The sequence below is a fragment of the Curtobacterium sp. USHLN213 genome (genome assembly GCF_037144815.1).
GTDB lineage: Bacteria > Actinomycetota > Actinomycetes > Actinomycetales > Microbacteriaceae > Curtobacterium.
The window spans coordinates 22,705-49,435 of sequence record NZ_JBBCYQ010000002.1 but is presented as its reverse complement, the minus strand read 5'-3'; the positions used below and the strand labels follow the sequence as shown (position 1 = coordinate 49,435).

Here is a 26,731-nt window from a genome sequence, read left to right as displayed (position 1 = left end):
CCGGGTCAACACATGCTACCGGCGTGGCATTCCGCATCACCCGGGAGCGCGTCAGCGACCGAGCCGCTTCCGCAGGATGTCGACCGCGCCCCTGATCTCGCCGTTCTTCGCGACGACGAGCGCCCCGAAGTAGACGAGCACCATCACGGCGCCGGTGAGGGCGATGGTGATCAGTGCGCCGGAGACGTCGGACATCGCGAACCCGTCGGCCGAGAAGCCGCCGAAGAAGTTGACGACGACGAGCCCCACGACGCCGGAGATGAGCGCGGCGATGACGAACTGCACGTGCGACCGGGTGACGATCGGCCCCTCGATGCCGTTCAGACGCTTGCGGACGAGGACGAGCGCGATGATCGTCTGCACGGTGCCCGCGACGGTCGTGCACACCGCGATCGAGACGCCGATCACGTTGCCGGGGAAGGTCGCGACGGCGAGGGCGCCGATGACGAAGAGCACCGACTGCACGCACTGCATCAGGAACGGCGTGCGGTGGTCGTGCAGGGCCCAGAACACCCGCTGGATGATGAAGAGCATGCTGAACAGCACGAGACCCGGCATGTAGGCCCACAGGACCTCGGCCATCGCCTGGGTGTGGTCGAACCGGTTCTCCCAGATCCGGGCGAACGGCATCGCGAGCACGATGAGCGCGACGCTCGCGAACACGGTGAACAGGCCGACGATCCGCAGCGAGAGCGAGAGGTTGCGGCGCACTGCTCCGAGGTCGCCGCGTTCGGCGTCGTGGCTCATCCGCGTGAAGTACGCCGTCGCGATGGAGACCGCGATGATCGAGTGCGGGAGCATGAACAGCAGCCACGTCGTGCCGAGGGTGGCGATGCCGGCGCCCCCGGCGAGCGACGCGACGCGGGACTGCACGATGCCGGCGAGCTGCGTCACGAGGATCATCGCGAAGAGCCACCCGGCGGCCGTCCCGGTGGAGCGCAGGCCCACCCCGCGCCAGCGGAAGTCCGGTCGGAAGGTCAGTCCGGCACGCCGCCAGAAGAACGGCAGGAAGGCGGCCTGCGCGAACACGCCCAGCGACGCGCTGCCGGCGAGGACGGCGATCTTGATCGCCGTCCACCCCTCTGTGGAGGAGTTGACGTCGCGACCGCCGAACAGCGCGATGAAGACGATCAGTCCAGCGATCGCGATGACGTTGTTGAGCAGCGGCGCCCAGGTGAAGGGCCCGAACACCTGCTTCGCGTTGAGGACCTCGCCGAGGAGCGAGTACATCGCGTAGAAGAGGATCTGCGGCAGGCACCAGAAGGCGAACGCGACGGCCAGGTCCGTCTGCGCGTCGGTGAAGCCCTTGCTGTCGCCGGACGCCTGCTGGCTGTACACGGAGACGAGGAACGGTGCGAGGAGCGTCGCGACGACGGCGATGACGATGAACACCGACCCGCCGAGCGTCACGATCTTGTTGACGTAGGCCACGCCGCCGTCGGTGTGCTGCTTCATCGACCGGACGATCTGCGGGATGAGCACGGCGGACAGCAGGCCGCCGGCGATGAGCGCGTAGATGTTGTTCGGCAGCTGGTTCGAGATGCCGAAGGCGTTCGCGGCGTCGGAGCCGGTGTTGCCGATCGCGAAGGCGAGGACGAAGGTCTTCGCGAAGCCGAGGATGCGCGACAGCATGGTGCCGGCAGCGAGCATCGCACTGGCACGGCCGAGACTGCGCTCGGCGGCCGGCTCCGCGTCGACGGACGGCTCGGGCTGGGTGGCGCTGATGGTCGGCTCCTCGGGGTCGGCTGTCGGTGCGTCGCGCACCGCGGTGTCGGACTGGAGGAACGGTGCCCGCCCGTCGTGCGGCGATGCGGCGGGCGCGGGGTCCCCACCGACCACCGGCTGGACCTCGAGCAGCCGGTTCGGGTCCTCGTCGTCGTCCTCGTCGACGTCGCCGTTCCGGCGACGGCGACGCTTCCGGATGCTCCGGAAGATGCCGAACCCGAAGATCGCGACGAGCGCCACCGCCGCGGCCGCGGTGATCACGGTCTCCCACTGCGCCTGGACGTTCAGCTCCACGGTGGCCGGGGTCGCGATCTTCACCCCGGTCGGACTCGTGAGGGAGAGGGTCAGGTTGACCTTGCCGTTCGCGACCGACTGGACCGGCACCGTCGTACGGGTGGAGGAGTCCGGCTGGATCTTCACCTCGATGTCGTTCCGCACCACCCGCAGCGCGGAGTTGGACGGCTGCACGGACAACAGCACCGTGACCGGGAAGTCGGAGCGGTTCCGGATGGAGATCGGCAGCGAGGACCGGTCGCCGAGCAGGGTGAGGCTGCTCGAGTCGGGGATGCTGATCTGCGAGGTCTTGCCCGCCCAGTTCGCGACCTGGGCGTCCACGGCGGTCGCGAGGCCGTCCGTGTCGGTGCGCCAGGCGTTCGAGGCCAGGGCGAGCAGCCGGAGTCGGGCGGGCGCGGTCAGGTCGGTCGGGGTGTCCAGCGCGGACGCGAACCCGGCGAGGTCCTGTTCGCCGGCCACCAGCCGCTGCAGCTGGTCGATGCGGGCGTCGCCGTTCGTCCCGGCGGACAGCGTGAGGGAGCCGGCCGTGGCGGAGGCCGCGGTGGAGAGGTCCGCCGGGGCGACCCAGGCGGTGTCCTCGAGCGCGTCGAGGGCCTGGCTCAGCCGCGCGGAGTTCGTCGGCCAGTCGCGACCGAGGGTCAGCAGGATCGGTGCCTCGGCGGTGCCCGCCCGGGCGGAGGTGGCGAGCGTCGCGGTGAGCTCGGACATGGCCGTCGACCACTCCTGCTGGCTCGACGCGGTCGCCGCGGTGCGGAGCAGGGCGGACATCGACTGGTCGGACACGAGGACGTGTTGCCCGGCGATCTGCTCGGACGCGGCGATCGTCGTGTCCGCGCCGGCCGACGTGTTGCCGCTCGACACGATCGTCGTCTTGGAACCGGCCTTCGCGAGCGCCGGCAGGTCCGCCGCGGTGACGGTGCCGTCCGACGGCCAGGCGATCCCGTCCATCGAGTAGGGGAAGTCGAGCAGGGAATCGGTGGTGGGCAGCGTCGCGGGTGCCTCGTCGTCCGTCCCGGGGTCGGCGGTGGCGTCGTCGGTCGGTGACGTCGAGGCGGAGGGGTCGGCCGTCGGGCTCTGCGGATCCGACGTCGGGGTCGGGGTCGGGGTGGACGCGCCGGGGAAGTTCTGCTGCTTGATCTCCTGGTCGAGGGAGATCGGCGAGAGGACCCCGTCGGCTCCCGCTTGCCGGAGGCCGGTGACGTCGGCGTCGGCGTACGGGAGCGCGAAGGTCTCGTTCCGGAGCGACTCGAGCCGGTCCAACCACGCGGTCGCCGACGACGGTGCGTTCTCGCCGAGGATCCGGATGGACGCGATGATCCGCGGGTCGATCGCGACGGCGACGTTGTGGTCCTCGGCGGCGTCGAGCTGCTGGGTGAGCGTGCCGTCGACGGCGGTCGCTGAGGCCAGGACGCCGGCCGTCAGGACGCCCTGGTTCGTCGCCGGGACGGTGATGGGCATCGCGACCGAGACGCTCACCGGGGTCTGGTCGGTCTCGGGGTACCAGGTGATCGCCGACCGCGCCACGGCGTAGGTGTCACCCGCCGTGTACTCGGCGGCGATGCGTCGCGCGCCGAACGACGAGTACCCGCCGAGGGCGACGTTGCCCGAGACGATCTTCACCGAGCCGAGCGTGACGGATCGGTGTGCCGGGACCGCCGGGACGTCCACGGAGTCCATCGGGGCGCCGAGGTAACCGGTCGTGCTGGTGTCGGCGAGCCAGTCGGAGAGGACGTCGCGCGTGCTCACGGAGCGGAAGATGTCGAGCTCCGCGGTGCCGGCGGGGACGTCCGCGTCGGTGTCGTTCGTGACCGTGACGGAGAGCTCGAGGTCCTCGTCGCGCTGGACGATCCCGCGGTTCGCCGGCGCGATCGTGATCGTCGTCCGGCCCTGCTCGGCCGCAGCGGGGTGTGCGGCGTGCGTCGTGGTCGTGGAGGCCGTCGTGGCGAGTGCACCGTCGGCCGCAGCGGGCGCGACGACGAGGCCGAGCGCGACGAGGGCCGACGCGGCGGCGGCGAGCGTGGTGCGGAAGATCTGCATGCGGGAGGGGCCACGGGGTCGGTTCGGGCCGTCCACGAGTGTATGAGGCCCGACCATGAACGCTCCCGTGCGCGCGCACGTTGTGGAGAACTCAGGCCTGCGATCTGGGAGGATGAGGACCGTCATGCAGTCCGTTGCCCAGGCCGTCGAGCGACTCGACGCACTCGCCGCCACCGAGCCCGTCGCCATCCTCGCTCGGGCCTTCGCCGACGCCGGACACGAACTGGCCCTCGTCGGCGGGCCCGTCCGCGACGCCTTCCTCGGGCGAGCGGTCACCGACCTCGACTTCACCACGGACGCCCGTCCGGACGACATCCTGCGGATCGTCGGACCGATCGCGAGCAACACCTGGGACGTCGGTCGGCAGTTCGGCACCATCGCCGCGCGGGTGGCCGGCGAGCAGGTCGAGATCACCACGTACCGCAGCGACGTCTACGACGGCGAGACCCGGAAGCCCGAGGTCGCGTTCGGCGACACCATCGAGGACGACCTGCTCCGCCGAGACTTCACCGTCAACGCGATGGCGCTCCGGTTGCCCGCACGGGAGCTCGTCGACGTGCACGGCGGCGTCGAGGACCTCCTCGCCGAGCGCCTGCACACGCCCCAGGCCGCCCGGGTCTCCTTCCGCGACGACCCCCTGCGGATGATGCGCGCCGCCCGGTTCACCGCGCAGCTCGGCTTCACGGTCTCGGACGAGGTGCGCGAGGCCATGACGGACCTGGTCGACTCGATCGACATCGTCTCCGCCGAGCGGGTCCGCGACGAACTGGTCAAGCTCCTGAACACGGACGAACCGGTGGACGGCGTGCGTCTGCTCGTCGACACCGGGCTGGCCGAGCGGTTCCTCCCCGAACTGCCGGCGATGCGGCTCGAGATCGACGAGCACCACCACCACAAGGACGTCTACGAGCACTCCCTCACGGTGCTGACGCAGGCGATCGGCTACGAGGCCGAGCGGCACCCCGGCGACGCCCCCGACACCGTGCTCCGACTCGCCGCGCTCCTGCACGACATCGGGAAGCCGGCGACCCGCAAGCTCGAGCCCGGCGGCGCCGTGAGCTTCCACCACCACGACCTCGTCGGCTCGAAGCTCGCGAAGAAGCGGCTCCGTGCCCTGCGCTTCGACAACGACACCATCGCCGCCGTCAGCCGCCTGATCGAGCTGCACCTCCGCTTCTTCGGCTACACGGACGGCGCGTGGACCGACTCCGCCGTCCGTCGCTACGTCCGGGACGCCGGCGACCAGCTCGAACGCCTGCACGAGCTCACCCGCTCCGACGTCACCACCCGGAACCGCCGCAAGGCCGACCGGCTCGCCTTCGCGTACGACGACCTCGAGGACCGGATCCGGGAACTCTCCGAGCAGGAGAAGCTCGACTCGATCCGGCCGGACCTCTCCGGTGACGACATCATGCGCATCCTCGACATCCCGCCGGGGCGTGCCGTGGGCGAGGCCTACCGCTTCCTCCTCGAGGTGCGGATGGACGAGGGCCCCCTCGGGTCCGACGATGCCGAAGCGCGCCTGCGCGACTGGTGGGCCGCCCGCGACGCGACCGCCTGACGGACGCGATCGGTTCTGCACAGCCGGTGGCGCGCCTCCAGGCCGTCCGCTAAGCTTGCCGGGTTGTCCGCGCGCACTCTGCGTGGCAGGACACATGCATCAACCCTCCTGCCCCGAGAACTGCTCGGGGCCGCTGAGACCAGAGGAGGTGGGTTCCGCATGCACCAGTACGAACTGATGGCGATCCTCGACCCCGAGATCGACGAGCGCACCGTCGCTCCCAGCCTGGACAAGTTCCTCGCTGTGATCCGCAACGACGGTGGCACCGTCGACAACGTGGACGTCTGGGGCCGTCGTCGTCTCGCCTACGAGATCGCGAAGAAGTCCGAGGGCATCTACGCCGTCGTGGACTTCACGTCCACCCCCGAGGCCGCCAAGGAGCTGGACCGTCAGCTCGGCCTCTCCGAGGCCGTGCTCCGCACGAAGGTCCTCCGCGCCGAAGAGGGCATCGCGCAGGTCGCCGCCCAGAAGCAGCGCGACGAGGCCCGCGCGGCCCGCAAGGCCGCCAACGCAACCGCGACCGCGAGCGCCGAGTAACCCGTGGCCGGCGAAACCGTCATCACGGTGGTGGGCAACCTCACCGCGGACCCGGAGCTGCGGTACACGCAGAACGGGCTCGCCGTGGCGAACTTCACCATCGCGTCGACTCCTCGCACGTTCGACCGTCAGGCGAACGAGTGGAAGGACGGCGACGCGCTGTTCCTCCGTGCGAGCGTCTGGCGCGAGTTCGCCGAGCACGTGGCGGGCTCGCTGACGAAGGGCTCGCGCGTCATCGCGCAGGGTCGTCTCCGTCAGCGCTCGTACCAGGACCGTGAGGGCCAGCAGCGCACGAGCATCGAGCTCGAGGTCGACGAGATCGGCCCGTCGCTCCGCTACGCGACCGCGCAGATCACCCGTGCCGCGGGTGGTTCCGGCGGCGGTCGTGGCCAGGTCGGTGGCGGCAACGCCCCGGCGGGCAACGGCGGCAACGGCGGCGGCTGGAACAACAACGGCGGCGGTCAGTCGGACGCGCCCTGGTCCCCCCAGGGTGGCCAGCAGGGCGGCAACGCACAGTCGAACGACGTGTGGAGCACCCCGGGCGGCACGTACGACGACGAGACCCCGTTCTGATCCTCCGCGGTTCAACGGACACAACTTCCACTTCTTAAGGACAAACAATGGCTGGAAAGAGCACCGGCGATCGCCGGAAGCCTCGCGGTAAGGGCGGCAAGAACGCCGCTCCCGCGAAGTCGATCAAGGTCGGCGTCATCGACTACAAGGACGTCGCGACCCTTCGCAAGTTCATCTCGGAGCGTGGCAAGATCCGCGCCCGTCGCATCACCGGCGTCTCCGTCCAGGAGCAGCGCCTCATCGCCCGTGCCGTGAAGAACGCCCGTGAGATGGCGCTCCTCCCCTACGCCGGCTCCGGCCGCTGATCGGAGGTCGACACATGTCGAAGCTCATCCTCACCCACGAGGTCTCCGGCCTCGGTTCCGCCGGTGACGTCGTCGACGTCAAGAACGGCTACGCCCGCAACTACCTGATCCCGCAGGGCTTCGCTGTCGCGTGGTCCAAGGGCGGCGAGAAGCAGGTCGAGTCGATCCGTGCGGCACGTGCCGCTCGCGAGCTCGCCACCATCGAAGAGGCACAGGACCTCAAGATGAAGCTCGAGAACGCGACCATCAAGCTGACCGTCAAGGCCGGCAAGGACGGTCGTCTGTTCGGCTCCGTCCGTCCGGGCGACGTCGCTGACGCCGTCCAGGCGCAGGGCGTCGGCTCGCTCGACAAGCGCAAGGTCGAGGTCCCCGCGACCATCAAGACCGTCGGTGACCACGAGGCCACCGTGCGTCTGCGCGAGGACATCACTGCCGTGATCTCGCTCCAGGTCGTCGCCGCCAAGTAACACTGGCTGCGGTCTTCCGCTCACGACGGGCGGGTCTCCTCCGGGAGGCCCGCCCGTCGTCGCGTTCCGGGGTCGTCGGTGGCGGTTCCGACCCAGGAGGCGCGGCTCGTCCCGCGCTGACCGGTTACTTCTCAGACAGGGTTGCGCTTGCTGGGAACGGCTTGGGAAAGTTGTCCTCAGGTTTCTGTTTGTCAACTGTTTTTACACAGGCGAAACGGTCGGATCGGCAACCTTCAATGCGTACTTGAACCCCACTTCTCCACACATGGTGTGGAACAGGAAACCCCAGGTCAAGCAGTCGAAAGTGTGTTCCCCGGCACACTTGTCCACACCCCTGTCCACAGTTGTCCACACAGCATCCCGGCGTGTTCCGCAGGCTCTCCACAGAGTTATCCACAGGGCCGTTTGCTGGGGATAACTCTGTCCCCGTAGCTTGGCCCAGCGACTCGGCGATGTCGGTCGCCCGGGGTAGAACAGGGACGGTCGGTTCGTCACGGCCGCCGTCGACGGACCCGTCGCAGCCACTGGACGAGCCGCCACTCAACAAGAGGAGCAAGTGTGTCGATCGCGCATCTCGAGCCCGCGCCGCAGGACTACGCGGATCGTGGTGGCGCGGAACGCACTCCCCCGCACGACATGCTCGCCGAGCAGTCGACGATCGGCGGCATGCTCCTGTCGAAGGACGCCGTGGCCGACGTCATCGAGACCGCCCGTGGCGTGGACTTCTACATCCCGAAGCACGAGGTCATCTTCGACGCGATCCTGTCCCTGTACTCGCACGGTGAGCCGACCGACGTCATCGCCGTCACCGACGAGCTGACGAAGACCGGCCTGCTGTCCCGCGCCGGCGGCGCCGAGTACCTGCACAGCGTCACGAGCATGGTGCCCACCGCGGCGAACGCCGGGTACTACGCGGCGATCGTGGCGGAGAAGGCCGTCCTGCGCCGCCTCGTCGACGCGGGCACCCGCATCGTGCAGATGGGCTACGCGTCCGAGGGTGAGGTCACCGACCTCGTGAACAGCGCCCAGGCCGAGGTCTACAACGTCGCCGGTGGTGTCCAGACCGAGGACTACGTCCCCCTCACCGACGCCATCTCCGCCGCCCTCGACGAGATCGAGGCCGCGAAGGGGCGCGACGGGCAGATGACCGGTGTCCCGACCGGCTTCGCCCAGCTCGACGGCCTCACCAACGGCTTCCACCCCGGCCAGCTCATCATCATCGCCGCCCGCCCGGCCCTCGGGAAGTCGACGCTCGCGCTCGACCTCTGCCGCGCGGCCGCCATCAAGCACAACGAGACCGCCGCGTTCTTCTCGCTCGAGATGGGTCGCGCCGAGATCGCGATGCGTCTGCTCTCCGCCGAGTCCAGCGTGCCCCTGCAGAACATGCGCAAGGGCACCGTCGACTCTCGCGACTGGACGACCATCGCGCAGACCCGTGGGCGGATCAACGACGCCCCGTTCTTCATCGACGACTCCCCCAACATGACGCTCGTCGAGATCCGGGCGAAGTGCCGGCGTCTCAAGCAGCAGCACAACCTCCGCATGGTCGTCATCGACTACCTGCAGCTCATGACATCCGGCAAGAAGGTCGAGTCCCGCCAGCAAGAGGTCTCCGAGTTCTCGCGTGCGCTGAAGCTCATGGCGAAGGAGCTCCAGGTCCCTGTCGTCGCACTGTCGCAGCTGAACCGTGGCCCCGAGCAGCGTGCCGACAAGAAGCCCCAGATCTCCGACCTGCGTGAGTCCGGGTCGATCGAGCAGGACGCCGACATGGTCATCCTGCTGCACCGTGAGTCGGCGTACGAGAAGGACAACCCGCGGCAGGGTGAGGCGGACCTCATCGTGGCGAAGCACCGCAACGGGCCGACGGACACGATCACGGTGGCGTTCCACGGGATGTTCTCGAGGTTCGTGGACATGCCGCAGTAGGCGGTTGTTGTCGTTCGCCAGCGAACTTATCCGGCTGCGAGTCAACGTGTCTGAAACACGGATATCGACCAGGAGTCGGCTCAGTGTTCGTGCGTCGTGAGGCGGCCGTATGGCGTGCGTGAACTGAGATAGTCCGCGGACCACCTATGTGCGACGGGTTCGCGCCGGAGTAGCGCCGTAGGAGTCCGAGGCCGTCCACAAGCACCCGGGGTCCACTGGAGGACCGGCTAACGAACGCCCGTGTGTGGGTGGCCGGGAGGCTGCAGAATCGCTCCATGGACATCGCTGCGCTCATCATCTCTGGCCTGGCCGCCGTAATTGCCGGCATTGGAACGATTCTTGCGAACCGGCGCTCAAGCGAAGCCCTTCGGGAATCTCGCAAAGCTGTGACGACGGCATTATGGTCGGCAGTCCAAGAGTCGGTCCAGCGCCTGGTGGGGTTTGACCCGAGCGCCGAGCCCGTTGGCGAGCGTCTAGCGAATCTCCGAATCACGATGATCGACCTCGCTGACGAGTACACAGCATGGGACGGTCTGGACAGATGGCTCGAAGCCGAACGACTTCTCGGCGCGACTCTTGGGCGACAGGTACTCGAAAGCGCAGGCCGGGATGACAGCGTGGACGAGCGTCTCGACAAGCTCGCCCCCCTTAGTGCGTGGGCGGAGGCGCTTAGCCAGAACCTCAGGCTCTTCCGCTCCAAAGGCTACGACGGAGATGCGTTGGCCAAGCTTCGGACACACGCCGAGTCGCTCGTGCGACAGACGCACGAGCGGCATGGATGGCAAATGCCCTCGGTCTCCAACCCAAATCTCGCTCCCCTTGATTGACGCCGACTCCCGATTAGAGGTTCATCGCCGGTCCTGATGAGGATCGTTCTCCGGATGCAGGCCGGCAACTCGGTGAACCGGGCCAACAGGTTGGTCTCAGAGTTCCCCGATTTGACCCTCACGCCGCGTGAGGGCAGAACGTGGACCCATGAGCAGCTACTACAACGCCTTTGAGATGAGCCCGGTCCCCGCCCCCGGCCCTGACGTGGTCGTGCCTGAGCCATTCCACGGGATCTACGGGATGCCGTCGTTCGTGACGATCCCGACAACCGACCTGGCCGCTTCCGTCGACTTCTGGACCCGCGGCCTGGGCTTCTTCGACCTGTTCAGCGTGCCGGGCAAGCTCGTGCACCTGCGCCGGTGGGCCTTTCAGGACGTCCTGCTGGTCCCAACCGCGTCCGCTCCGGATCAGCCGCCGGCGGTGAGCTTCAGCTTCGCGTGCGTCCTTAACCAGATCGACGCCCTCGTCGCCGCGTGCCGAGCCCACGAGGCGGGCGTGGTGAGCGAGCCGCGGGACACTCCCTGGGGCACCCGCGATGTCGAGGTGATCACGCCGGAGAGGGTGCGAGTGGTCTTCACTGCCGCGAAACCCTTCGAGCCGGCCAGCCAGACCGCCAAAAACCTCGAAGCGATCGGTATCACCGCACCTGGCGCCGACGGCGAGAAGAATGGAGCGCATGCCTGATGACAGCGACGCCGTGGACCTGACTGTCGGTCAGGCCGCGGCGCGCCTGCGCGTGACGGTCCGGACGTTGCATCACTGGGACGAGATCGCCCTTGCGAGGCCGTCGTCACGGTCAGCTGCCGGGTACCGGCTCTATGCCGAAGGCGACCTCGAGCGGCTGCGGCGCATCGTCGTCTACCGCGAGCTGGGGCTCGACCTGGAAGCCATTCGGAGCGTTCTCGACGATCCGAGTGCGGCTGTTGTCATTGCGCTGCGCGCCCAGCAGTCCCAGCTTGCGGCGCGGATCGAGCATCTCAGCGCGCTGGGCGATGACCTGGCCCGGATGGCCGACGCCCACGAGCACGGGCTGCTCATGACCGCTGAGGAGCAGACCGCGACGTTCGGGCCTGGATGGAATCCGCAGTGGCCGGCTGAGGCACGGCAACTCTACGGCGATACGCCGGAGTGGCGGCACTACGCCGAACGCTCCGCGTCACGAACCGTGGACGACTGGCAGGCCGTCGCCGATGCGTCGGCGGCGTTTGATCAGGCCCTTGCCGACGCAATGGATGCTGGTGTCGAACCCGGCAGCCCGACCGCGGACGCTCTCGTTGAACAGCACCGCGAGGTGTTCTCCGCCTACTTCCCGATTACCCGGCAGATGCAGGTCGTCCTCGGCCGCGTGTACGAAGCCGATCCCGCGTACGCCGCACACTACGACGGCGTCCGAACCGGCCTCGCCTCGTGGTTGCGTCGCATCATCGACGCCGGCGCACGCGCCCGCGGCATCGACCCCGACACCGCCACCTGGCATTAGGAGTCGCAGCTCACGGTGGCGCGCGTAGCAGCCGACGTCAACGTGGGAGCGAACGCTACCCTGAGCCACCGTCTCGATGATCGATCGGTCATCGGGCGCCCCCCGGATCCACTTCCGGCCGTATCCGGCTAGTGGTGCGCGTCGCGTGTGTCGAGCTCGTACTTCCACAGCACGCTGACCAGGTGGCCCACAGCGAGCACAGCGTTCAGCCGGGAGTACTGCTTCCCGCGCGCAACGGCGTGCACGGTCGCTTGCCGGTTGAAGGTGGTGGGGATGGCGTCTTCGGTAAAGCTCTGGAAGACGGCCTTGAGCTGTGCGAGGTGTAGCTCGCTCCGGAACAGCTGCGCCTGTTCGTGCTCGTTCTCAATCTTGCGGTAGTGGCCATATGGGCCGTACTTCATCGCCACGATCGTTTCCAGCGTGCTTGCCGCGTACGCCTGCGCGAGATCCGAGAAGTCCGCGCGAATCCCCGCGATCGCGCGCCGCACAGGCTCGACGAACGGGACGTAGTCGGCGGCGGTGATCTGGCCGAGGAGGTGCTCGCACGACTCGAGGACCTCGTCGGCGCGCGTCGACACAGCCGAGCGGCGCTCCGCGGGCGTGCCGGCTGCGGCGATGAGCTCGAGCGTCCCGGCATCGGGAACCCACGCGATCACGAGGCCTTCAGAGATCCAGGTCATCCATTCGTCGGGCTCGTAGTCGATGTCCGCTTCCATGATGTTCGCCGGCAAAGCGGGGCGGACAAGATCCGCGATGTCTGGGAAATTCCAACCTTTGCTGCTCTCACGCAGCGCCTCGACGATTGGCTCGAACCAGGCGGGGGAGTACAGCAGGGCGCTTGCCATCGTCTGCTCGGCGATCCTCCTGCTGAGGTCCGCAACCGCTGAGGAGTGCCCCCAAGCGGCGAAGCGTGAGAAGTCGATCGACGGCGTGTACAGCGAGGTAAAGTTCGCGAACATGCTGGCGTCGAAATTCAGCAGACCGAGCCTGCCAACGATGCCCCTTACATCCGCATTGCCCCCGGATCCAGGGACAACGATCCGTCGCGCAGGCTGGTCACTCTCCGCGTCGTCCCCCTGGATCGATGCGTCGACGTTGGGCGCATCATCGCACTCATCACGCTCGTGATCGTCCGGCGTCTCACTGTCGTTCATGCGGTGAACGTAGCTGAAGCCGACGGGATTGAGCACGTCAGGGAGCGTCAGCTACGGGCTCTGAACAGTCGCAGGTGCCGATCCTCTACCGGCGGCGTGCCCGGTTGGAACGACCGCGCCGCTCGCCCTATAGCCTCCTTGGCGTGAGCATCTCCGACTTCGAAGTCGAGCCCAGAACCGGGTCGCGCTTCGGGGTGGTCGTGCTCGGAATCGCGAGCGCAATTGCCGGAGGTCTCGCGATCATCGGGTGGCCGTTGCCTGTCATCTCGTCGACACATGGCAGAGGTCAGCACGCTTGGGCACGGACCATCCGAGGAGTCCAAGACTGGCTCTCACACGACGGCTGGCGGATGTCCGGAGCATCGTGGATCTACGGTGCTCTCGCGGTCGTCGCCGCGGCCGCCGTGGTAGTTCTGCTTCATCCTTCTTGGAGCGGCCGCAGCGCCTCGCTCATCGTCGTCGTGCCGGCCGGAGTGCTACTCGTAGTGGGCCCTGCACTGCAATGGGCTCTCGGGCTACCCTGGTCAAACTACGGAAGCGGGTCGGCCGGCGGTACGGCCATTGGCATCATCTCGACGGTTGTGTGCGGCGCTGCGCTCATGGGCTTCCGTCGGGCAGCGAGACGAAAGGCCAGACGTGACCAAGACCAGGGGACGCTCGCGCACTGATTAGGTGGGCCAGTGGACGGCCCGGCGGGAAGAGGCGCGCAACCGACGCCCCGACGCGTCTCGTCAGCCGATCGGCTACCGAAACGGATTCAATGGCGGCTGTTGCGCGCTCAAGACGAGGTGTACTGCCTGTCGCGCTTCGTCAGGAACAAGCCGTTCCTCGTCGAGCGACGTTGCGGCGATCCAGCTCGGGTCGTACTCGTTACCTGCCGACGCACGGCGCAGCTCAGGTCCTCCGAGCGACACCTCCATGGAGGTCACTCGCACCGCAAAGTATGCGGCGGGCACGTCGCGGTCCACGGGAACGTCGAGCAGATCGCCCACGTCGCCTTCGAGCCCGGTCTCTTCGAGGAGTTCACGGAAGCAGGCCTCGCGCAGGTTCTCGCCCTCTTCGACGCCGCCTCCGGGGAGCACGCAGTAGCTCCGACCGTCCTTGCGTCTCTTGATCACCAGCACCTGCTCATCGAGCACGACGACTGCGGCTGACCGAATACGCATGATCCCAGTTCACCATCCACTGCCTCGATCCGGCAGGCGTCACGACGCCCGATCGGCCTCCGGGCGCTGGTAACGTCCAGAGATGGCGCAAGCGATCGGCGGTTCGGCTCGCTCGAAGGTCCGCGAGCTGCTCGCGCTTCCGGCACCGGAGTCGATCCACCCGACGGTGGTCCGCCGTTCGCTGCTCCACCGCGAGGGGTCGATCTGGAGCGAGCGCATCGAGCTCGACACTCCCGACGGCGACACGATCCCGTGCCTCCTCCTCACGCCGGATGATCCCGCCGGCGTGGACGTCATCGCCGTTCACCAACACGCGGGGGCGTTCACGGTCGGCAAGAGCGAGCCGGCGGGACTGACGAGCGTCCCGGCACTCGCATACGGTGCAGCGCTCGCGAGTGCCGGAGCGCGGGTGATCCTGCCGGACCTCGTCGGGTTCGAGGAGCGACGACGCGACTGGACCGACGACCCCGCCGCGGACGAACGGCTCGACGCATTGTTCCGGGTGTCGAACGGCAGCAGCCTGCAGGCGAAGCACACGCGCGACATCGCAACGGTGACGAGCTGGATGCAGGACACGGGTGCGGTCGGCACCGACCTCGGGATCATCGGGCACTCGCTCGGCGGTCAGGTCACGCTGTTCTCCCTCGCTGTCGACCCCCGCCTGACGCGGGGCGTCGTGAGCTGCGGCATCGGGACGCTGGCCTCGTTCGAGTCGGAACGCATTCGCCACAATCCCGCGTGGTTCGTTCCGGGGCTCACCGCGGCCGGCGACGTTCCGCTGGTCGCCTCCGCCGTAGATCAGCCGGTCTTCGTCGCCGCCGGACATGACGACGGCCTCTTCCCGCTCCACGGCGTGCAGCAGGTCCTCGAAGCGTTCCGGCCAGGCATCCTGACCACCGAGGTGTTCAACGGCGGACACGCGATGCCGGCGTACGTCCTGGACGCAGCCGTCCGGCATCTGCTCCGAGAGCGGAACGCAGACTGACCTCCTCGCCCGTCCGGTCGTCGATCGACCGGCCCTCCGTCACGCCCCGATCTGCACGACCCCGATCGCGGACAGCACGAACGCCACGATCGCCGCGCTCGACCGGACCACGTCGATCCGCTCCCACCGCACCACGACCCGCTTCCAGTCCGCCGGCGGGTCGAGCGGATCCCAGTCGTTGACCCCGATGTTGATCGGGACCGTACCGAGGAACGACGCGAGGACGAACACCCCGAGCGCCACTGCGGCTGCCACTCGCCACCTGAGACCGTCGCCCGAGCCAGCGACGACCAGGACGGCGACGGTGGCGAGCACCGCCGGCACCATCAGCATCGGCACGACGACCTTGAGCGACTTGACGAGCGCGATCCGCGTGCGGAGGTGGGCATCGTCCGGCAGGGAGGCCATCGCCGGTTGGACGCCCCACCGCACGACGAACTCCTCACCGGCGAGGAGACCGACGAGGACGAGCTGCACGACCAGGATCACGTTCACGGACCACAGCCTCGTCCGTGCCACTCACACCACGCTGACGTGGCGCTCACATGGGTTCGACAGAACCGTCACCGGTGCCTGGGAGCCGCGATGGCGCGCATTCGACCACGAAACGGAACAGGAGCGACCCCGCTGCCAGCGGGGTCGCTCCTGTTGACCGTGGCTCTTACGACTGCGCGACGCAGACCTGCTTGACGCTCGTGACGTGGCCCGTCGAAGCACCGATCTGGAACGTGTACGTGTGGTACCCGGAGTTGTAGCTGTACGAACCGCTCTTCGTGACCACGCGGATCAGGTTCGTTCCGGCCGAATTGCGGTCCGGTGAACCGAAGATGTGGACTTCACCCGTGCTCGTCCAGTTCAACTGGGCGGTCTTGTTCCCGCACCCGATGGTCAGGAGTGACCCGATCTTCTCGGCGTGCGCCGGACCTCCGGTGAACAGGGTGGCGGTGACGAAGGCCACGGCGACCAGCAGGAGAGCGCCGAATCGCTTTCGACCGGTAAAGGTCGACGTCGTTTCTCGGGAGATTTGGCTGGTGATGTTCATGTTGCCTCATTCACTTCCGCTCGGGGATTCCCCGAAATGCCTTCGGGATCCCGTTCGGACGCTAACACCGGCGAGATGCGGTCAACAGTCCGCTGTTCGGTGGACTGCAATTCCTGGAGCATTGCGTATAGGGTCTCCGCCACAGGCGCAGCAGTCGTGCAACAACGCTGTGACAGTGCCGACTACCCATCCAGGGCAAACCACGTTCCTCGGACTGGCGGCCGGCGCCGTGGCCGGCAACGGCGACGTCGGGCAGTCGATCGCGACGGCGGGCTGGTTCGAGCGACTGCGCCGACGCAAGCGGGACTGAGCACCGCGACCGAGGTCAGCGCACCGCTGCGAGCACCGCCGCCTCCTCGGCCGCCCCGAGTCCCGCCCGCCGCGGCCGCTCCACCCCACGCGCCCGCTCGTCGTCGAGCACCCCTGTGAGGGTCTCCGCCAGCGGACGACTCCGACCCCCGGCATCGCGGAACGCCCGCGCAGACCGGTGCATCAGCGCCACATCGGAGTGCGGAAGCCACAGCGGCAGCGACCTCGGCCCCGCCCAGTACCGCACGTCGTGGGCGAGCAGCACGTCGTCCTCGACCTCGACGAGCTCGCCGTCGAACCCCGTGGCCTCGACGACCAGGCGGAAGAAGTCCCGCATCGGCACGACCTCGCCGACGGCGTTCACGACCCCGGTGTGACCCGTCCGCCAAGCACGTCCGACCCACGCGGCCAGGTCCGCGACGTCGATGACCTGTACGGACCGCCCTTCCGACGTGGGGACCAGCACCGGCCCGGGGCGGCTGAGTCGGGCGGGCCAGTACCCGAACCGGTCGCTCGGGTCGCCCGGGCCGACGATGAGGCCGGGTCGGGCGACGAGGAGCCGCGATCCGAGTCGGTCGGCGCTGCTCCGCTCGGCGGCGGCCTTGGCGTCCGCGTACTGCGTCAGGTCGACGGGTTCGACGACCTCGGCGGTCTCGTCCGCGCCCGGTTCGTCGTTCCGGGCGTAGACGGACACGGTGGACACGAGCGTCCAGTGCGCGGCGGAGTCTGCGAGCGCGTCGAGCGCGGGACGGACGAGGTCCGGATCGGACGAGAGTTCGACCACCTCGTCCCACGCGCCACGCACGGGTTCGTAGGCGCCGTCCGCGCGACGATCGGTGCGGACGAGTCGGGCACCGTCCGGGACGTCACCCGTCGCACCGCGTGCGAGGCAGGTGACCTCGACGCCGTCCTCGAGGAGGTCCCGGACGATCGCACGTCCGAGCCATCCGGTCCCACCCAGCACCAGTGCCCGCATGGACCCATTCAACCGTGGTCGACCCCGAGCGTCCGGCTCGTCCACCCCGCCAGTGCGGCGGTCGCCGTCCTCGAGATCGTGGCGTCGGGGAGCATGCTCGTGAAGCCGTGGAAGGCTCCTGGCCACACGTGGAGCTCGGCGTCGACGCCCGCTGCCCAGAGTCCGCTCGCGAAGGCCACGGTCTCGTCGCGGAAGACCTCGGCGCTGCCGCAGTCGATGTACGTGCGCGGGAGTCCGGCGAGGTCTGTCGCCCGCGCGGGAGCGGCGTACACGGACACGTCGTCGGTGCCGCGTCGGCTGCCGAGGTAGGCGTCCCAGCCGAACCGGGTCAACTGGCGGTCGGCGACGCCGACACCGTCGATCTGCACGGTGGAGACGGTCTCGTCGCGGTCGTCGAGCATCGGCGACACGAGGATCTGGGCCAGCAGCGACGGCCCGCGTCGGTCGCGGGCGAGCAGGGCCGTGCCCGCTGCGAGGCCACCCCCGGCGCTCTGCCCGGCGATGACGATGCGGTCCGGGTCGATGCCGAGCTCCTCGGCGTGCTCGGACACCCACACGAGCCCGGCGTAGCAGTCCTCGACCGGGAACGGGTCCGGGTACTCGGGCGCGAGGCGGTAGTCCACGCTGACGAGCACGACGTCGTGGACCAGCAGCCAGTCGTCGTAGGAGTCGAGGTTCCCGAGGTGGTGGCCGAACACCATGCCGCCCCCGTGGATCGTGTACACCCCCGTGGTCGCGCCGGTGCGACCGATGCGCTGGATCACCGCGAGGTCGATCGGGTCGCCGCCGTGACCGGGCACGGTGATGCGTCGACGCTCGTACCCGCGGGCGTGCAGCCGTGCATCGAGTTCGGCCTCGGTGACGTCGAGCTGCCGCATGTGCGGCAACACCTCGGGCGTGATGGTGACGGGACCGCGCGCTGCGAGGGCGTCGAGGAACGGCACGAGTTCGGGGTCGAACGGCGGGCGGGTGATGACTTCGGACACGGGTGCACTCCTTCGATGAAGAAGTGGCGACCCCCGTGAGCCGCGTGTGAGTACCCGGCAGCCGATGGGGCGCGGGCCTTTTCCCTCTGCGCCCGACGATAGCGCATCCCGACGGGCGCCAACCCACGCCGATCAGGTCGGTCGGTGCTGCTCCGCGTACCGACGCGCACGACCGATCCGCCGGACCGAGAGCGGGATCGCCCAGGCGAGCACGACGACCATCGCGACCAGGAAGACCACGGGCAGCAGCCCCAGGTCGCCGCGGACCGCGGACGACACGAACTGGAACGCGATGGCGACGTACAGCAGGCCCGTGAACACCAGCTGGAACTGCAGGGCGAGCGGGACGATCCGGGCGTACCGGACCGCTCCCGCGCGGTCGGCCTCGTCGAGGGGGAGCTCCTTGCCCCGCAGCACCACCTTCGCGGTGAAGGTCAACTGGCCCCCGAGCAGGACGACCTGGAGGAGCGCGCCGCCCCGGTCCGAGAAGGCCGCAAGGAGCGTCACCCCGATCGTGCAGACCACCGCAGCGATGACGAAGGTCGTCGCGATCGAGCGGATCGCGCGTCGGACCAGCCCGACGCCGGGGACGTCGTCGCTCAGGTCGCTGATGGGCGCCTCGGTGCGGCGGAACAGCGCACCGAGCGGGCGGGCGACGGCGAGGAGCAACCCGGCCCCGATGACAAGCAGCACCGGCACCCAGAGGGGCGCCTGCGCCGACAGAGCCGTCAGCACGAAGACCACGGCGGCCACGACGTCGACGGCGGCGACGACCGCCGAGACCCGGAACAGGGAGCGCTGGCTCTCGGGGGACGAGCGGTGGTCGTAGTAGCCGGCCAAGGCCCCGACGAGGACCGGTCCCATGACGACGAGCGGCGTGCAGACGGCCGCGGCGACGAGCCAGCCGTGTGCAGCGCTCCCGAGCTCGAGCGCCACGAGCAGCCCGCCGCCGAGGGACAGCGCCGTCGCGACGACGATCGTGGCGATGTACAGCAGGACCCGGATCACACCGTCGCCTCGGTCCCCCGGATCCGCCCGACGACGACGTCGACGATCCCCGCGAGCAACGCCGCCGCGACGAACCCGAGCGCGACGCCCAGTCCGAGCGGCAACCCCTGCGCGTAGTCGCCCTTCGAGCTCGCGAGCGCCGAGTAGAAGACGCTGCCGACGGCGGCGATCCCGATCGCGGACCCGACGCGCGCACCGACCTGGATGAGCCCACCGGCCGAGCCGCCCTGCTCCACCGGCACCTCGGACAGCGTGAGCGTCTGGTTCGGCGAGATCGTCAGTCCGGAGCCGACACCGGCGACGAGGAGCGGGACGACGAGCCACCACCCGAGGTCGGACCGGTAGTGGTTCGCGACGACCCAGATGACCCCACCGAGGCCGATCAGGACCAGCACGGTCCCGACGACGATGAGCTGTCGGCCGAACCGCGAGACGACGCGACCGCCGATGGTCGACGCGACCCCGGACCCGATCGCGAACGGCACGGACGACAGGCCGGCGAGCAGCGCGGAGTACCCGAGGCCGGACTGCAGGGCCAGCGTCAGGACGAAGAACAGCGGCGTGAACCCGGCGAAGTACAGCGTCGCGAGCCCGACACCGAGCGAGAACGACCGGCGGCGGAACAGCCCGAGGTCGATGACGGGCTCCTTCGACCGCGCGTACCGCCGCTCCCACAGGACGAACAGCGCGCCGAGCACGACGGCGGCGACCACGAGCCACCACTTCGCCGTGCCCTTCCACTCCTGCGACTGCACGAACGGCAGCAGCAGGGCGACCACCGCGGCGCCGAGCAGGACGATCCCGACGGGGTCGAAGTCGTGCTTCCGGCCGCGTTCCACCCGGCTCGCCGCCGGCAGGTAGCGGAAGGCCAGGAGGATCGTGACGAGTCCCACGGGCAGGTTCACGAAGAAGACGAACCGCCAGCCGTTCTCGGTGCCGAAGGCCGTGATGAGCAGACCACCGACGAGGGGGCCGATCGCCGTGGCGATGCCGACCGTGGCGCCGAACAGCCCGAAGGCGGTGCCGCGCTCCTTCCCGCGGAACAGCTGCTGGATGAGCGCCGTCACCTGGGGCGTGAGCAGACCACCGGCGAGGCCCTGCACCAGCCGCGCGACGACCAGCACGATCCCGTTCGGGGCGAAGCCGCAGAGCGCGCTCGCCAGGGTGAACAGGCCGACCCCGATGACGAACATGCGCCGGCGGCCGGAGGCGTCGCCCAGTCGACCGCCGGGGACGAGCAGGAGTCCGAACGACAGTGCGTAGCCGGACAGGATCCACTGCACGGCCTCCGGGGTGGCCCCGGGGAGTCCGGACGAGATCGACTGCAGCGCGACGTTGACGATCGACACGTCGAGCAGGACGATGCCGCCGCCGAGCAGACAGATGACGAGGGCCTTCCACCGGTTCGGGTCCGGCTGGTCGCCGGATCCGGCGTCGGAGTGCTCGGATCGCTCGGGGGGCGCGGCGGCGGCCGCGTGGTGCGCATCGTGGTGCGCGACGGTGGGAGCCGCGTCGGGCTCGGCGGGGAGTCGGTGTTCGGGTGCCATGACGCTCTCACGCTAGGCCGCGGATCCCGCGCAGGTCCGGCGAGCACGGATCTTGTCCACACCTTCAGGAGGCGCGGTGCGGGTCCGGTACGCCGGCTGGCAGCATGGCCTGGTGACGACCGATCCGGACCCCGCCCTCGTCCCCGAGCTCCTCGTCACCGACGTGGACGCGAGCATCGCCTTCTGGTCCGGCCTGTGCGGGTTCACCGTGGCCTACGCGCGTCCCGAGGAACGGTTCGCCTACCTGACCCTCGGGTCGGCGCACGTCATGCTCGAGCAGGCCGGGGTCGGTCGGAACTGGCTCACCGGGCCGCTCGATCGACCACTCGGCCGCGGGATCAACCTGCAGATCGGTGTCCCGGACGCGGACGTCGTCGCGGCGTCGCTCCGTGCCGGGGGTGTGGAGCTCTTCATGCCGGCGGAGACGCGCTGGTACCGCGTGGGCGACGAGGAAGCCGGGGTGCGGCAGTTCCTGGTCACCGATCCCGACGGCTACCTGCTGCGCTTCCAGTCGTCCACGGGGCGTCGACCGGTCGCGCCGTAGCGCGACTCACGCGTCGTCGCGCAGCGACCGCACCATGCTCCGCAGTGCTCGGAGCGCCGCGCCCTGCGCGTCGGCCGACATCCCGCTGAGCATCCGGACCTCGACCCCGCGGACGGCTGCCGAGGCCTCGGCGAGACGCTCCCGCCCGAGCGGGGTGAGCTGGACCGGCAGCGCCTTGCCCACCGGTGCCTCCGACGCGCGCGACACCGAGCCGTCCCGTTCGAGCGCCTGCAGCAGGACGTTCATCGACTGTCGTGTCACGAACGCCCCGCGAGCGAGGTCGGAGTTCGACGACCCAGGGCGCTGAGCGAGCAGCTCGAGGCACGAGTAGTGCGTGACGGTCATGCCGAGCGGGCGCAGGACCGACTCCATCGCGGTGCGGAGCGCGCTCGCGGCCTCCTTGAGCAGGTACCCGAGGGACGTGTCCAGGTCGATGCCGTGTCCGTCTTGACGCATGTCAGTAGTCTGACATAGGTTCTTCCGTGTCAGATAACTGACACCAACGAAGGAGACCCCATGCCCGTCACCGGCCCCGACTTCATCTCGCTGCAGACCCGCGATCTCGATGCATCCCAGGCGTTCTACGAGCAGTACCTCGGCCTCGTCCGGTCGCAGGCGGGTCCGCCGCACGCGGTGGTCTTCGAGACCACGCCGATCGCGTTCGCCCTGCGCGATCTCGTGCCCGGCACCGACCTCGACGCCGTGGCGCAGCCGGGGATCGGCGCGGCGATCTGGCTGCACGCGACCGACGTCCAGGCGATCCACGACGCCTTGGTCGCCGACGGCCACCGGATCGTGTCCGCGCCGATCGACGGCCCGTTCGGTCGGACGTTCACCTTCGCCGACCCGGACGGGTACCAGGTGACGTTGCACGACCGCGCCTGACGCCCTGGCACGGGCGGACCGGACGGTCTACGGTGTCGCCATGAGCGATGACGCCGGGGACGAACAGCTGTGGCGGTCGATCGTCGGGCGGCCGGCGCTCTGGATGGCCGTGGCGTGGACCGCCCTGGGCGCGGTGTGGATCGTGTTCGCCGCGGTCGAGGGCGGCGACGACGCGTGGCGGTGGATCATCGGTGCGGGCTGGACCGCGCTCGGTGTCGGCCGGATCGCCGTCGCGGTCTGGGACCGGCGGCACCACCGTGGGCGGTACGCCGGGCGCTGACCGGCGGCGCGGCTCGTGTCAGTCGTCGTCGGGGGTGGTCCGGCGACGGGCGACCAGCAGGACGGCGACGAGCGCGGCGGCGACCACGACCGCGATCCCGCCGAGGACCCACGGCGTCGCCCCGGGCCCGGACGACCCGGTCGCGGCGCTGGTCGCACCGGCACCGGCACCGGCACCGGCATCGGCTGTGGCGCTCGGCGTCGGGGTGCCCGCGCTCGGGCTCTGCGACGGTCCCGTCGCCGTCGGGGTCGGGGCCGGTGCTCCGGTCGACGTGAACCGGTAGCTCCCCGAGATCGGGTGTCCGTCCACCGAGACGCTCCGCCAGGTCACCGTGTACGAGCCGGCAGCCGTGAGGTCGGCGGCCGTGCGCAGCGTGCTGCCGTCGACGTCGACACTCCCCGCGCCGACCTCGGCGCCGTCCGGGCCGGTCACGCTGACGACGATCCCGGACTCGAGCCCGGCCAGCGGCGGCTCGGAGAACGTGAGTGTTACCTGGTCGAGGTCACCCCCGACCGTCGTGTCCGCAGCGGGTGCGGTCGAGGCGAGGACGTCGTGGGCGGACGCGGGGGCCGCCGTGACGAGGACGAACGCCAGGGTGACGGCCGACGCGGCGGTGGCGAGCAGGGCACGGAAGGGCACGGTCCATTGTCGCCGATCCTGACCGGACGCACAGGACGTCGGCGTGGACGACGGACCCCGCGACGGCTCAGTCCATCGCGTCGTCGTAGACCCCGATCAGCCGGTCGAGGAAGGTCTGCACCGTCGCACGCTCCGCGGGGTCCAGGTCGTCGACGATGCCCTCGATGCCCTCGATGAGCGGCAGCACGAGGTCGTACGCACGGTCGGAGGAGCGCTCCGCCGCCGTGACGACGAGCTTGCGTCCGTCGCTCGGGTGCCGTTCCCGTCGGACGTGCCCGGCGCCCTCGAGCCGGTTCAGGACGAGCGTCATCGCGGCCGTCGAGATCTCGAGCCGACGGGCGAGCTCGGTCGGGGTGGCCGGCCCGGTCGCGATGAGGTGGTCCATCGCCTCGAGTCCCGCCGCGTCGACCGACAGTGCCGCGGCGAGGTGCCGCTCGAAGCGCTGCTGCCGGACACTGACCTGCTGCACGCGGGACCGGATGTCGTCGTCGGGGAGCGATCGCCCGTCGCGTCGAGCCGTCGCCCGGTCGTGGCGGTCCTGCCGGTCGTCGGGGCGGTCGGTCGCTGGGTGCTGGTCGTCGTTCGGCACGTCCACCATGGTAGTCGTGTACATTGCCAATCTCATTGGTAATCAACGACGTGAGGGACCATGACCGACCACACCCGCGGACGCGTGCTCATCTCCGGCGCGAGCATCGCCGGCCCGGCGCTCGCCCACTGGCTCCACCGCTTCTCGTTCGAGACGGTCGTCGTCGAGCGGGCGCCGTCCCTCCGCACCGGCGGGCAGAACGTCGACGTGCGCGGAGCCGGGCGTGAGGTCGCGCGCCGGATGGGCATCGAGGACGACATCCGCGCTGCCACGACGGGCGAGGTCGGCACGCGGTTCATCGGTCCGAGCGGCCGGACGATCGCGGCGTTCCCGGCGGGGACCTCGGACTCCGGCGGGGCCACCGCCGAGCTCGAGGTTCTGCGCGGTGACCTCGCGCGGCTCCTCGTCGACGGGACGTCCGACGCCACCGAGTACCGCTACGGCGACCGGATCACCCGCATCGACCAGGACGACGACGGCGTGACCGTGGGGTTCGAGCACGGCCCGGACGACCGGTTCGACCTGGTGGTCGCGGCGGACGGCATCGGATCGAGCACCCGTCGGCTGGTGTTCGGCGACGAGCCGGAGATCCGGTCGCTCGGGCTCGAGACGACGTACGGCACGATCCCCCGGACCGCGGCGGACGACGACTGGTGGCGCTGGTACAACGCACCGGGTGGCCGGTCGATCACCCTCCGTCCCGACCAGCACGGGACCATCCGCGCGGCGATGTCGGTCGTGACGGACCGGAAGCGGGAGCGAGCCGGCTCCGAGCGCGGCGACCTCGATGCGGTGCGCCGCCGCCTGCACGCGGTGTTCGGCGACGCCGGGTGGGAGGCCGAGCGGGTCCTCGCGGGGTTCGACCACTCCGAGGACCTCTACTCCGAGGCGATCGGACAGGTCCACGCCCCGCGCTGGTCGGACGGCCGGGTGGTGCTCGTCGGGGACGCCGCGTACTGCGCCTCGCCGGTGAGCGGCATGGGCACGAGCCTCTCGCTCACCGGTGCCTACGTCCTCGCCGGGGAGCTCGCCGCCCACGTCCACCACCGTGACGCCCTGCGCGCGTACGAGCGCATCATGCGCCCGTACGTCGCGAAGGCGCAGCAGCTGCCGCCGGGCACGCCGCGGATCGCGAACCCGAGGTCCCGGCTCGGGATCGCGGCCTTCGGCACCGCCGTCCGCGTGGCGTCGCTGCCCCTCGTCGGGCGCCTCGGCGCCCGCTTCGCCACCCCACCGGCCGAGGCGATCGACCTGCCGAACTACGCGCACCTCGAGTGAGCCGGTGGCGGACGGGAGGCGCGGTGCGGGCCCGCCACGCGCCTCCCGTCCTCCCGTCCCGCAGCGATGTGCGCTACGGTCCGGTCATGATCGTCTGGATCAACGGGACGCACGGCGTCGGCAAGACGACCACCAGCAGGCTGGTGCAGCCGCTCCTGCCGGACGCTCGCGTGCTCGATCCGGAGAAGGTCGGCGAGACCCTCATGGACGTCCGGCCCCCGCTGCCCGAGTCCGGCGACTTCCAGCACTGGGACCCCTGGCGACCGCTCGTCGTCGAGACCGCCCGGCAGGTCCTGGCCTTCGCGGGCGGCACGCTCGTGATGCCGCAGACGGTCCTCGTCGAGCGGTACTGGCGGGAGATCGCGGACGGGTTCGCGGCGCACGGGATCCCGGTCCGGCACTTCGTGCTGCACGCGGAAGAGGAGACCCTGCGGGACCGGATCCAGAACGACGCCGTGGTGGGGCCGTCCACGTTCCGGTCCAGCCGCGTCGAGCCGTACGCCGAGGCGGCACGCACCTGGCTGCACGCCGCGGCCGAGGTCGTCGACACGACGGACACCCCGCCCGAGCAGGTGGCACGGAACATCGCCGACGCGGTGCTGCAGGTCGCACGGTGAGCGCCTTCGTGCAGCGGTCGCAGTGGTCGGTCGTGACGTCAGAGCCGGCGGACGCGGCAGAGCTCGTCACGCGGATCCCCGACGTCCGACGGGCCACGGTCGAGGGCGCGCCCTCGGGGTTCTCGTTCGAGGAACGGCGACGTGGCTCCGAGCTGCTGTCCCTCGTGTCGATGGCGAGCACCGGCGTCGTCGAGGGAACGGTCGAGGCCGAGTCCGCGATGGTCCTGTTCTGGCTGAAGTCCGGCAGCGGTGCGGTCGACGGCGACGGGGTGCCCACCGGCCGTCCGGTCCTGTTCCGCCACGACCCGCAGCAGGTCCGGTGGGACGGGTTCCAGCTCGACCTCATCCGCATCGACCGGACCACGGTGGAGCAGGTCGCTGCCGAACGCGGCGCCTGGCAGCCGGGGCCGATCGAGTTCCAGCCCCACCACATCCCCGAGGGGCCGACGCTCGCCGCCTGGTGGTTGATGGTGCGCGCGGTGGCGGCCGACGTGCTGCGCGGTCCGGAGGAGGTCACCGAGGAGCACGAGCGCGAACTGACCCGCTTCGCGGCGGGCGGCCTGCTCACGGCGATCCCGCACTGGCCGGTCGGGCAGGACCAGCCCCGCACGGCAGCGGCGGCGCGGTTCGCCCGGGCCGAGGCGTACCTGCTCGAGCACGCGACCGAGCAGATCACCGTCGAGGACGTCGCGGCGGCCGCGGGCCTGAGCATCCGCGGGCTGCAGGACGCGTTCCGGCGGCACCACGGCATCACGCCGACGACCTACCTCCGGCGCATCCGACTGCTGCTCGCGCGGGAGGGCCTGGAGTCCGGGGACGACCGGAGCGTCGGGGACGTGGCGCGGGACTCGGGCTTCGCGCACCTCGGACGGTTCGCCGGCAGCTACCGCGACGAGTTCGGGGTGCTGCCCCGCGAGACCTGGCAGGCCGCGCGCCGCCGCTGATCCGCGCGCCGCCGCTGATCCGCGCGCCGCCGCTGAACGGCGCGCCGCG

Annotated in this window: 30 protein-coding genes; 18 read left to right on the top strand and 12 right to left on the bottom strand. The window is 69.9% G+C overall.

Annotation, left to right across the window (positions count from 1 at the left end):
• Positions 1-51 precede the first annotated feature (51 nt).
• Complete coding sequence (locus WFH25_RS02775) at positions 52-4,056, bottom strand: DUF6049 family protein (RefSeq protein ID WP_336696741.1); 4,005 nt, start codon at positions 4,054-4,056, stop codon at positions 52-54.
• Between the two features lie 124 nt (positions 4,057-4,180).
• Between WFH25_RS02775 and WFH25_RS02770 the strand changes: the two genes are divergently transcribed.
• From WFH25_RS02770 to WFH25_RS02730, 9 genes are all read left to right on the top strand, one after another.
• Positions 4,181-5,617 (top strand): CCA tRNA nucleotidyltransferase, encoded by a 1,437-nt coding sequence (locus WFH25_RS02770; protein WP_261645873.1) that lies wholly within the window; start codon positions 4,181-4,183, stop codon positions 5,615-5,617.
• A gap of 159 nt (positions 5,618-5,776) precedes the next feature.
• The gene (gene rpsF / locus WFH25_RS02765; protein WP_070417479.1) at positions 5,777-6,154 is read left to right on the top strand and encodes a 30S ribosomal protein S6; all 378 of its coding nucleotides are present in this window, start codon (positions 5,777-5,779) and stop codon (positions 6,152-6,154) included.
• A 3-nt stretch (positions 6,155-6,157) separates the two neighbouring features.
• Positions 6,158-6,727, top strand: a complete 570-nt coding sequence (locus WFH25_RS02760) for a single-stranded DNA-binding protein (RefSeq protein WP_070417480.1) — start codon at positions 6,158-6,160, stop codon at positions 6,725-6,727.
• 47 nt (positions 6,728-6,774) lie between these two features.
• Positions 6,775-7,032 (top strand): 30S ribosomal protein S18, encoded by a 258-nt coding sequence (rpsR, locus tag WFH25_RS02755; RefSeq protein WP_017887834.1) that lies wholly within the window; start codon positions 6,775-6,777, stop codon positions 7,030-7,032.
• A gap of 14 nt (positions 7,033-7,046) precedes the next feature.
• Positions 7,047-7,499, top strand: a complete 453-nt coding sequence (rplI, locus tag WFH25_RS02750; RefSeq protein WP_069712629.1) for a 50S ribosomal protein L9 — start codon at positions 7,047-7,049, stop codon at positions 7,497-7,499.
• 558 nt (positions 7,500-8,057) lie between these two features.
• Complete coding sequence (dnaB, locus tag WFH25_RS02745; protein WP_070417481.1) at positions 8,058-9,425, top strand: replicative DNA helicase; 1,368 nt, start codon at positions 8,058-8,060, stop codon at positions 9,423-9,425.
• A gap of 275 nt (positions 9,426-9,700) precedes the next feature.
• On the top strand, positions 9,701-10,252 hold the full coding sequence (locus WFH25_RS02740; RefSeq protein ID WP_336696740.1) for a hypothetical protein: 552 nt from the start codon (positions 9,701-9,703) through the stop codon (positions 10,250-10,252).
• A 148-nt stretch (positions 10,253-10,400) separates the two neighbouring features.
• Positions 10,401-10,937: a VOC family protein gene (locus WFH25_RS02735; RefSeq protein WP_092385546.1), complete on the top strand. Its 537-nt coding sequence runs from the start codon at positions 10,401-10,403 to the stop codon at positions 10,935-10,937.
• Positions 10,930-11,733: a MerR family transcriptional regulator gene (locus WFH25_RS02730; protein WP_336696739.1), complete on the top strand. Its 804-nt coding sequence runs from the start codon at positions 10,930-10,932 to the stop codon at positions 11,731-11,733. The genes WFH25_RS02735 and WFH25_RS02730 overlap by 8 nt, the downstream gene beginning before the upstream one ends.
• Before the next feature lie 128 nt (positions 11,734-11,861).
• On the opposite strand, the gene WFH25_RS02725 is transcribed toward WFH25_RS02730, so the two are convergent.
• On the bottom strand, positions 11,862-12,923 hold the full coding sequence (locus WFH25_RS02725) for a hypothetical protein (protein ID WP_336696738.1): 1,062 nt from the start codon (positions 12,921-12,923) through the stop codon (positions 11,862-11,864).
• A gap of 107 nt (positions 12,924-13,030) precedes the next feature.
• Between WFH25_RS02725 and WFH25_RS02720 the strand changes: the two genes are divergently transcribed.
• Positions 13,031-13,555 carry a hypothetical protein gene (locus tag WFH25_RS02720; RefSeq protein WP_336696737.1) on the top strand — a complete coding sequence of 175 codons (525 nt, stop codon included), beginning with the start codon at positions 13,031-13,033 and terminating at the stop codon, positions 13,553-13,555.
• 75 nt (positions 13,556-13,630) lie between these two features.
• On the opposite strand, the gene WFH25_RS02715 is transcribed toward WFH25_RS02720, so the two are convergent.
• Positions 13,631-14,053 (bottom strand): NUDIX domain-containing protein, encoded by a 423-nt coding sequence (locus WFH25_RS02715; RefSeq protein ID WP_336696736.1) that lies wholly within the window; start codon positions 14,051-14,053, stop codon positions 13,631-13,633.
• A gap of 82 nt (positions 14,054-14,135) precedes the next feature.
• Between WFH25_RS02715 and WFH25_RS02710 the strand changes: the two genes are divergently transcribed.
• Positions 14,136-15,038, top strand: a complete 903-nt coding sequence (locus WFH25_RS02710) for an alpha/beta hydrolase family protein (RefSeq protein WP_336696735.1) — start codon at positions 14,136-14,138, stop codon at positions 15,036-15,038.
• Positions 15,039-15,077: 39 nt separating this feature from the next.
• On the opposite strand, the gene WFH25_RS02705 is transcribed toward WFH25_RS02710, so the two are convergent.
• Both WFH25_RS02705 and WFH25_RS02700 read right to left on the bottom strand, forming a co-directional pair.
• Entirely contained in the window at positions 15,078-15,533 is a 456-nt protein-coding gene (locus WFH25_RS02705; RefSeq protein ID WP_336696734.1) for a DUF1772 domain-containing protein, read from the bottom strand.
• Between the two features lie 166 nt (positions 15,534-15,699).
• Positions 15,700-15,996: a hypothetical protein gene (locus WFH25_RS02700; RefSeq protein ID WP_071294210.1), complete on the bottom strand. Its 297-nt coding sequence runs from the start codon at positions 15,994-15,996 to the stop codon at positions 15,700-15,702.
• 259 nt (positions 15,997-16,255) lie between these two features.
• On the opposite strand from WFH25_RS02700, the gene WFH25_RS02695 reads away from it, so the two are divergent.
• Entirely contained in the window at positions 16,256-16,390 is a 135-nt protein-coding gene (locus WFH25_RS02695; protein ID WP_336696732.1) for a hypothetical protein, read from the top strand.
• A 15-nt stretch (positions 16,391-16,405) separates the two neighbouring features.
• On the opposite strand, the gene WFH25_RS02690 is transcribed toward WFH25_RS02695, so the two are convergent.
• The 4 genes from WFH25_RS02690 to WFH25_RS02675 form a co-directional block, all read right to left on the bottom strand.
• Positions 16,406-17,365, bottom strand: a complete 960-nt coding sequence (locus WFH25_RS02690) for an NAD-dependent epimerase/dehydratase family protein (RefSeq protein ID WP_336696731.1) — start codon at positions 17,363-17,365, stop codon at positions 16,406-16,408.
• Between the two features lie 8 nt (positions 17,366-17,373).
• Positions 17,374-18,351: an alpha/beta hydrolase fold domain-containing protein gene (locus WFH25_RS02685; protein WP_336696730.1), complete on the bottom strand. Its 978-nt coding sequence runs from the start codon at positions 18,349-18,351 to the stop codon at positions 17,374-17,376.
• A gap of 132 nt (positions 18,352-18,483) precedes the next feature.
• A complete protein-coding gene (locus WFH25_RS02680) occupies positions 18,484-19,359 on the bottom strand; it encodes a hypothetical protein (RefSeq protein WP_336696729.1) in 876 nt (291 codons plus the stop codon).
• Positions 19,356-20,906, bottom strand: a complete 1,551-nt coding sequence (locus WFH25_RS02675) for an MFS transporter (RefSeq protein ID WP_336696728.1) — start codon at positions 20,904-20,906, stop codon at positions 19,356-19,358. The genes WFH25_RS02680 and WFH25_RS02675 overlap by 4 nt, the downstream gene beginning before the upstream one ends.
• Before the next feature lie 112 nt (positions 20,907-21,018).
• Here WFH25_RS02675 and WFH25_RS02670 point away from each other — a divergent pair, with 112 nt between their 5' ends.
• Positions 21,019-21,450 (top strand): bleomycin resistance protein, encoded by a 432-nt coding sequence (locus WFH25_RS02670; protein ID WP_336696727.1) that lies wholly within the window; start codon positions 21,019-21,021, stop codon positions 21,448-21,450.
• A 6-nt stretch (positions 21,451-21,456) separates the two neighbouring features.
• On the opposite strand, the gene WFH25_RS02665 is transcribed toward WFH25_RS02670, so the two are convergent.
• Positions 21,457-21,906, bottom strand: a complete 450-nt coding sequence (locus tag WFH25_RS02665) for a MarR family winged helix-turn-helix transcriptional regulator (protein WP_336696726.1) — start codon at positions 21,904-21,906, stop codon at positions 21,457-21,459.
• Between the two features lie 60 nt (positions 21,907-21,966).
• Here WFH25_RS02665 and WFH25_RS02660 point away from each other — a divergent pair, with 60 nt between their 5' ends.
• Together WFH25_RS02660 and WFH25_RS02655 are read left to right on the top strand one after the other, a co-directional pair.
• Positions 21,967-22,335 carry a VOC family protein gene (locus WFH25_RS02660; RefSeq protein ID WP_070417517.1) on the top strand — a complete coding sequence of 123 codons (369 nt, stop codon included), beginning with the start codon at positions 21,967-21,969 and terminating at the stop codon, positions 22,333-22,335.
• Positions 22,336-22,375: 40 nt separating this feature from the next.
• Positions 22,376-22,615, top strand: coding sequence for a hypothetical protein (locus WFH25_RS02655; protein WP_336696725.1), 240 nt, complete (start codon positions 22,376-22,378; stop codon positions 22,613-22,615).
• 18 nt (positions 22,616-22,633) lie between these two features.
• Here WFH25_RS02655 and WFH25_RS02650 read toward each other — a convergent pair whose 3' ends face one another.
• Both WFH25_RS02650 and WFH25_RS02645 read right to left on the bottom strand, forming a co-directional pair.
• Positions 22,634-23,254: a copper resistance CopC family protein gene (locus WFH25_RS02650; protein WP_336696724.1), complete on the bottom strand. Its 621-nt coding sequence runs from the start codon at positions 23,252-23,254 to the stop codon at positions 22,634-22,636.
• A gap of 67 nt (positions 23,255-23,321) precedes the next feature.
• Positions 23,322-23,843: a MarR family winged helix-turn-helix transcriptional regulator gene (locus WFH25_RS02645; RefSeq protein ID WP_336696723.1), complete on the bottom strand. Its 522-nt coding sequence runs from the start codon at positions 23,841-23,843 to the stop codon at positions 23,322-23,324.
• Positions 23,844-23,903: 60 nt separating this feature from the next.
• Between WFH25_RS02645 and WFH25_RS02640 the strand changes: the two genes are divergently transcribed.
• The 3 genes from WFH25_RS02640 to WFH25_RS02630 all read left to right on the top strand — a co-directional run bounded on the left by WFH25_RS02640 (position 23,904) and on the right by WFH25_RS02630 (position 26,682).
• The gene (locus WFH25_RS02640; protein WP_336696722.1) at positions 23,904-25,121 is read left to right on the top strand and encodes an FAD-dependent monooxygenase; all 1,218 of its coding nucleotides are present in this window, start codon (positions 23,904-23,906) and stop codon (positions 25,119-25,121) included.
• Positions 25,122-25,207: 86 nt separating this feature from the next.
• Positions 25,208-25,738 carry an AAA family ATPase gene (locus WFH25_RS02635; protein WP_336696721.1) on the top strand — a complete coding sequence of 177 codons (531 nt, stop codon included), beginning with the start codon at positions 25,208-25,210 and terminating at the stop codon, positions 25,736-25,738.
• Positions 25,735-26,682, top strand: coding sequence for an AraC family transcriptional regulator (locus tag WFH25_RS02630; protein ID WP_071302324.1), 948 nt, complete (start codon positions 25,735-25,737; stop codon positions 26,680-26,682). The genes WFH25_RS02635 and WFH25_RS02630 overlap by 4 nt, the downstream gene beginning before the upstream one ends.
• The last annotated feature ends 49 nt before the right edge of the window (positions 26,683-26,731 follow it).

What these genes read in the sequence shown, in the direction of transcription:
- WFH25_RS02740 (WP_336696740.1), top strand. Translation starts at nt 9,701, where the DNA reads ATGGACATCGCTGCGCTCATCATCTCTGGCCTGGCCGCCGTAATTGCC.
- WFH25_RS02640 (WP_336696722.1), top strand. Translation starts at nt 23,904, where the DNA reads ATGACCGACCACACCCGCGGACGCGTGCTCATCTCCGGCGCGAGCATC.
- WFH25_RS02690 (WP_336696731.1), bottom strand. Translation starts at nt 17,365, where the DNA reads ATGCGGGCACTGGTGCTGGGTGGGACCGGATGGCTCGGACGTGCGATC.
- WFH25_RS02730 (WP_336696739.1), top strand. Translation starts at nt 10,930, where the DNA reads ATGCCTGATGACAGCGACGCCGTGGACCTGACTGTCGGTCAGGCCGCG.
- WFH25_RS02635 (WP_336696721.1), top strand. Translation starts at nt 25,208, where the DNA reads ATGATCGTCTGGATCAACGGGACGCACGGCGTCGGCAAGACGACCACC.
- WFH25_RS02660 (WP_070417517.1), top strand. Translation starts at nt 21,967, where the DNA reads ATGCCCGTCACCGGCCCCGACTTCATCTCGCTGCAGACCCGCGATCTC.
- WFH25_RS02715 (WP_336696736.1), bottom strand. Translation starts at nt 14,053, where the DNA reads ATGCGTATTCGGTCAGCCGCAGTCGTCGTGCTCGATGAGCAGGTGCTG.
- WFH25_RS02665 (WP_336696726.1), bottom strand. Translation starts at nt 21,906, where the DNA reads ATGCGTCAAGACGGACACGGCATCGACCTGGACACGTCCCTCGGGTAC.
- rpsR (WP_017887834.1), top strand. Translation starts at nt 6,775, where the DNA reads ATGGCTGGAAAGAGCACCGGCGATCGCCGGAAGCCTCGCGGTAAGGGC.
- WFH25_RS02775 (WP_336696741.1), bottom strand. Translation starts at nt 4,056, where the DNA reads ATGCAGATCTTCCGCACCACGCTCGCCGCCGCCGCGTCGGCCCTCGTC.
- WFH25_RS02675 (WP_336696728.1), bottom strand. Translation starts at nt 20,906, where the DNA reads ATGGCACCCGAACACCGACTCCCCGCCGAGCCCGACGCGGCTCCCACC.
- rpsF (WP_070417479.1), top strand. Translation starts at nt 5,777, where the DNA reads ATGCACCAGTACGAACTGATGGCGATCCTCGACCCCGAGATCGACGAG.
- WFH25_RS02710 (WP_336696735.1), top strand. Translation starts at nt 14,136, where the DNA reads ATGGCGCAAGCGATCGGCGGTTCGGCTCGCTCGAAGGTCCGCGAGCTG.
- WFH25_RS02655 (WP_336696725.1), top strand. Translation starts at nt 22,376, where the DNA reads ATGAGCGATGACGCCGGGGACGAACAGCTGTGGCGGTCGATCGTCGGG.
- WFH25_RS02770 (WP_261645873.1), top strand. Translation starts at nt 4,181, where the DNA reads ATGCAGTCCGTTGCCCAGGCCGTCGAGCGACTCGACGCACTCGCCGCC.
- rplI (WP_069712629.1), top strand. Translation starts at nt 7,047, where the DNA reads ATGTCGAAGCTCATCCTCACCCACGAGGTCTCCGGCCTCGGTTCCGCC.
- WFH25_RS02735 (WP_092385546.1), top strand. Translation starts at nt 10,401, where the DNA reads ATGAGCAGCTACTACAACGCCTTTGAGATGAGCCCGGTCCCCGCCCCC.